General features: G+C 52.5%; 1 rRNA gene. It reads right to left on the bottom strand.

Annotated features, from left to right (window positions below):
* Positions 1-2 precede the first annotated feature (2 nt).
* Positions 3-2,930: ribosomal RNA gene (locus AC1Q6O_RS22870) — 23S ribosomal RNA — on the bottom strand.

Here is a 2,930-nt window from a genome sequence, read left to right as displayed (position 1 = left end):
TTTTGGTTAAGTCCTCGATCGATTAGTATTCGTCAGCTCCATGTGTCACCACACTTCCACCTCGAACCTATCTACCTCATCGTCTTTGAGGGATCTTACTTACTTGCGTAATGGGAAATCTCATCTTGAGGGGGGCTTCATGCTTAGATGCTTTCAGCACTTATCCCGTCCACACATAGCTACCCAGCGATGCCTTTGGCAAGACAACTGGTACACCAGCGGTGTGTCCATCCCGGTCCTCTCGTACTAAGGACAGCTCCTCTCAAATTTCCTACGCCCACGACGGATAGGGACCGAACTGTCTCACGACGTTCTGAACCCAGCTCGCGTACCGCTTTAATGGGCGAACAGCCCAACCCTTGGGACCGACTACAGCCCCAGGATGCGATGAGCCGACATCGAGGTGCCAAACCTCCCCGTCGATGTGGACTCTTGGGGGAGATAAGCCTGTTATCCCCGGGGTAGCTTTTATCCGTTGAGCGATGGCCCTTCCATGCGGAACCACCGGATCACTAAGCCCGTCTTTCGACCCTGCTCGACTTGTAGGTCTCGCAGTCAAGCTCCCTTGTGCCTTTACACTCTACGAATGATTTCCAACCATTCTGAGGGAACCTTTGGGCGCCTCCGTTACCTTTTAGGAGGCGACCGCCCCAGTCAAACTGTCCGCCTGACACTGTCTCCTGCCCCGCTAAGGGGCATGGGTTAGAATTTCAATACAACCAGGGTAGTATCCCACCGACGCCTCCTTCGAAGCTGGCGCTCCGAGATCTCTGGCTCCTACCTATCCTGTACAAGTTGTACCAAAATTCAATATCAGGCTACAGTAAAGCTCCACGGGGTCTTTCCGTCCTGTCGCGGGTAACCTGCATCTTCACAGGTACTATAATTTCACCGAGTCTCTCGTTGAGACAGTGCCCAGATCGTTACGCCTTTCGTGCGGGTCGGAACTTACCCGACAAGGAATTTCGCTACCTTAGGACCGTTATAGTTACGGCCGCCGTTTACTGGGGCTTCAATTCGCAGCTTCGCTTGCGCTAACCACTCCTCTTAACCTTCCAGCACCGGGCAGGCGTCAGCCCCTATACGTCACCTTACGGTTTTGCAGAGACCTGTGTTTTTGCTAAACAGTCGCCTGGGCCTATTCACTGCGGCTCTCATGCGCTTGCACGCTCAAGAGCACCCCTTCTCCCGAAGTTACGGGGTCATTTTGCCGAGTTCCTTAACGAGAGTTCTCTCGCACACCTTAGGATTCTCTCCTCGACTACCTGTGTCGGTTTGCGGTACGGGCACCTCTCACCTCGATAGAGGCTTTTCTTGGCAGTGTGAAATCAGGAACTTCGTCCATACGGACTCGCCATCACAGCTCAACGTTACAGTGTGCGGATTTGCCTACACACACGCCTTACTGCTTGGACGCGCATAACCAACAGCGCGCTTACCCTATCCTACTGCGTCCCCCCATTTCTCAAACGGTGAGGAGGTGGTACAGGAATATCAACCTGTTGTCCATCGCCTACGCCTATCGGCCTCGGCTTAGGTCCCGACTAACCCTGAGCGGACGAGCCTTCCTCAGGAAACCTTAGTCATACGGTGGACGGGATTCTCACCCGTCTTTCGCTACTCATACCGGCATTCTCACTTCTAAGCGCTCCACCAGTCCTTCCGGTCTGACTTCAACGCACTTAGAACGCTCTCCTACCACTGACATCGTAGATGTCAATCCACAGCTTCGGTGAATCGTTTAGCCCCGATACATTTTCGGCGCAGCGTCACTCGACCAGTGAGCTATTACGCACTCTTTAAATGATGGCTGCTTCTAAGCCAACATCCTGGTTGTCTGTGCAACGCCACATCCTTTTCCACTTAACGATTACTTTGGGACCTTAGCTGGTGGTCTGGGCTGTTTCCCTTTTGACTACGGATCTTATCACTCGCAGTCTGACTCCCGTGTATAAATATCTGGCATTCGGAGTTTGTCTGAATTCGGTAAACCGGGATGGCCCCCTAGTCCAAACAGTGCTCTACCTCCAGTATTCTCATCACGAGGCTAGCCCTAAAGCTATTTCGGAGAGAACCAGCTATCTCCAAGTTCGATTGGAATTTCTCCGCTACCCACACCTCATCCCCGCACTTTTCAACGTGCGTGGGTTCGGGCCTCCAGTAAGTGTTACCTTACCTTCACCCTGGACATGGGTAGATCACCTGGTTTCGGGTCTACGACCACGTACTATTTCGCCCTATTCAGACTCGCTTTCGCTGCGGCTCCGCCTTCTAAAGCTTAACCTCGCACGTAATCGTAACTCGCCGGTTCATTCTACAAAAGGCACGCTATCACCCATTAACGGGCTCTAACTACTTGTAGGCACACGGTTTCAGGATCTCTTTCACTCCCCTTCCGGGGTGCTTTTCACCTTTCCCTCACGGTACTGGTTCACTATCGGTCACTAGGTAGTATTTAGCCTTGGGAGATGGTCCTCCCGGATTCCGACGGAATTTCACGTGTTCCGCCGTACTCAGGATCCACTCAGGAGGGAACGAACTTTCGACTACAGGGCTTTTACCTGCTCTGGCGGACCTTTCCAAGTCGCTTCATCTAACTCGCTCTTTTGTAACTCCGTATTGAGTGTCCTACAACCCCAAGAGGCAAGCCTCTTGGTTTGGGCTCTTCCCGTTTCGCTCGCCGCTACTCAGGGAATCGATTTTTCTTTCTCTTCCTCCAGGTACTTAGATGTTTCAGTTCCCTGGGTCTGCCTTCAAGACGCTATGTATTCACGTCAAGATACTACGCGATTAAACGTAGTGGGTTCCCCCATTCGGAAATCTCCGGATCAAAGCTCACTTACAGCTCCCCGAAGCATATCGGTGTTAGTGCCGTCCTTCTTCGGCTCCTAGTGCCAAGGCATTCGCCGTGCGCCCTTAATAACTTAACC

It is taken from the genome of Lysinibacillus sp. GW823-FHT06C08 (assembly GCF_058795135.1).
The sequence above is the reverse complement of the archived record's forward strand: the minus strand, read 5'-3'. Positions and strand labels throughout refer to the sequence as shown.